The sequence below is a fragment of the uncultured Sphingomonas sp. genome (genome assembly GCF_964237335.1).
Lineage (GTDB): Bacteria > Pseudomonadota > Alphaproteobacteria > Sphingomonadales > Sphingomonadaceae > Sphingomonas.
Window position 1 is genome coordinate 1 of sequence record NZ_CAXSHM010000084.1, and the last position, 2,710, is coordinate 2,710.

Sequence of the window (2,710 nt, forward strand, 5' to 3'; positions counted from 1 at the left end):
GCACGATCGCCGCTACCCTCGCCGTCTGACGTCCCGCCCACAACCGGGGGGGGGGGTGAGTAATTACAATGTTTCACCACCTGCTACCTCCACGACGAGCTTGCACGGCATCTCGGCCGGCACGCGTCGCGTATAGAGGAAGCTCGAGCGGATCGTCACCTTGCCGAGCAGCGTCTGCACGTCGGCACGCTCGATCCGCTCGGGCGCGAACTGTTCGGGGAGCATCTGCCGGTCGATCAGCGCCGCGGCCACCAGGTACTTCAGGTTGTGGTCGGCCTGTTCCTTGATGTGGCAATCGTCCTTAGGACCATAGCTGCCGCCGCCGAGCACGTCATACGCGCCTTTGGCGACGTCGAGCGTCACGGAGGTGATCACGCCCGGATCAAGTATCTGGCGACCGACTTCGATCGCGGCCTCGACGCTGGTCTGCGACTGGAACTCGGCGTTATAGCGCTTGATCGAGACTCGGCCGGCGGCGTCGAGCGGCTCCTTGGACCAATCAACGTCCGAATGGTTTCGCACGAGATGGTCGAGGCCGAACGGTCCGTCGAACACGCCAAGCGTTCCCGTCACGCCCCTGCCGGCGATGAAGGTGTTCAGCAGCGCACGGCTGGCGGTTTCGCCCGAGGCGAGGCCTTTCCAGTTCGACACCGGCTCGGCCTGAATCACCGCCAGCGACACCGACGAGACGCCCGCGAGCGCCAGCGCATGCGCCGTGCGGTCCGCGTCGAGCCCGAGCAGCCGCGCCGCGCCCGCGGCCACCGAATAGGCCAGCGGCGTCGTGTAGTTGAGGCCGCCGCGCATCGTCGGCAGCGTCTCCATCAGCCGGCTCTGCACCTGGTAGCTGATCGCCATCGCCAGCAGGAGGTCGCGCCCGCTCGCGTCGGCGTGTTCGCCGGCGGCCAGCAGGGCAGCGACGTTGTCGCTGGGATGGCAGACCTCGCCCTTGCTGGCGATGTTATCCATGAAGTCGACGTAGCGGACCAGGCAGCCGTTCACGAGGCACGCGCGGTCGGGTGCGGTCGTGCCACCCCCGATCATCGTGGCGCGGCCAGTGCCGCCGAACTCCTCGACCAGGGCGCGGACCGCGCCGACAGGAGGCGCGCCAAGCGCGCCGAGCGCGCAGCCGATCGCGTCAAGCAGGCTGCGCTTCAGGCGGTCAGCCGCATAGCCGTCGAGGTCGTCGGACCCCACACGCAGTGCGAAGTCCGCGATCGCCTGCGTCACGGAGCGCGGCTCGCTCATCGACCTTGGCCCAGCCATTTGATCACACGGGCGTTGATGCTGTCGGGCATTTCGATGTGCAGCCAGTGGCTCGCGCCCTCGACGAACTCCAGCTTGCCGTCGTCGCACAGCGCGAGGCCTGCCTCGGCAACGCTGCGTTCGAGGAACAGGTCGTCGTCGGCCCACAGGATCAGCGTCGGCGGCGCGAGCCGCGCGGGCTCTTTGTCATGCGGACGCTGGCGTAGCGCTCGATAGTAGTTGAGCATCGCAGTCAGCGATCCGGGGTGGGCCCACGCCTCGGCATAGCGGTCGAGCGCACCGGGCTCGAACGTGTCCTTGTGCGCACTGCCCTGGATCATCCCCTTGAGGCCGGCGAAGTCGAAGCTACCGAGCGTCGCTTCGGGCACCCAGGGCAGCTGGAAGAAGGCGACGTAGGTGCTCTTGAGCGCCTGCGTCGGGTGCTTGAGCGCCTGCTTGCCCCAGACGTCGGGATGCGGACCGTCCATCAGCACGACCCGGTTGAGACGCTCGGGATATTTCGCCGCGACCCACCAGCTTATGACCGCGCCCCAGTCGTGGGAGACGAGATGGAAGCGCTCGGCTCCGAACGCGTCCGCGATGCCGATCACATCCGCCGCCAGCGTGTCGAGCTCGTAGGCGGCGACCTCCTGCGGCGCGTCGCTGGTATTGTAGCCGCGCATGTCGGGGACGACGACGTGATAGCCGGCCTCGGCGAGCGGCGTGATCTGGTGACGCCACGCCCACCAGAACTCCGGAAACCCGTGGAGCAGGATCAGCAGCGGGTCGCCCGGATCGCCAGCCTCGACGATGTGCAGGTTCAAGCCGTTGATCTCACGCGTACCCTCGCGCCAGCCGTCTTGAAGAAGCGTGTCCGACATTTCGATAATCCCCTGTTCTCCGGGAGCGGTGCGACCGCCCAGTCGCTAGGCGTCGATCTCCGTCTCGAGCAGCTTGTCGATCGTGATCGGCAGCGAGCGCACGCGCTTTCCCGTCGCGTGGTAGATCGCGTTGGCGATCGCCGCGGCGGTGCCGACGATGCCGATCTCGCCCAGGCCCTTGACGCCCAGCGGCGTCACTTCCGAATCGGGCTCGTCGACGAAGATCACGTCGATGTCCTCGACGTCGGCATGCGCGGGTACATGGTATTCGGCGTAGTTGTGGTTCATCCAGCGGCCGAGCTTCGCGTCGGCGAAGGTCTCTTCGTGCAGCGCCATGCCGATCCCCATCACCACCCCGCCCAGGATCTGGCTGCGCGCGGTCTTGGGGTTGATGATCCGGCCCGCCGCGACGGCATTGCCGACGCGCGTTACGCGGACCTGGTCCAGCTCCTCGTCGACCCGGACCTCGACGAAGATCGCCGAGTGCGTGTTGCGCGCCTTCTGCATCATCGAGATCATGCCCGAGACGCCAGGGTGTTGATTTCCACTGAGAGCTGACCCGGAGAAGGCATAGATTTCCACCGAGA

3 protein-coding genes are annotated in these 2,710 nt (G+C 66.9%); all 3 read right to left on the reverse strand.

The window, feature by feature from the left end:
- Positions 1 to 63 precede the first annotated feature (63 nt).
- Positions 64 to 1,245, reverse strand: coding sequence for an MmgE/PrpD family protein (locus tag ACFE65_RS17530; RefSeq protein WP_375383645.1), 1,182 nt, complete (start codon positions 1,243 to 1,245; stop codon positions 64 to 66).
- Entirely contained in the window at positions 1,242 to 2,123 is an 882-nt protein-coding gene (locus ACFE65_RS17535; protein WP_375383646.1) for an alpha/beta fold hydrolase, read from the reverse strand. Before ACFE65_RS17535 ends, ACFE65_RS17530 begins: the two co-directional genes overlap by 4 nt.
- Positions 2,124 to 2,168: 45 nt before the next feature.
- The coding region (locus ACFE65_RS17540) for a xanthine dehydrogenase family protein molybdopterin-binding subunit (protein WP_375383647.1) at positions 2,169 to 2,710 on the reverse strand (542 nt) is incomplete at its 5' end.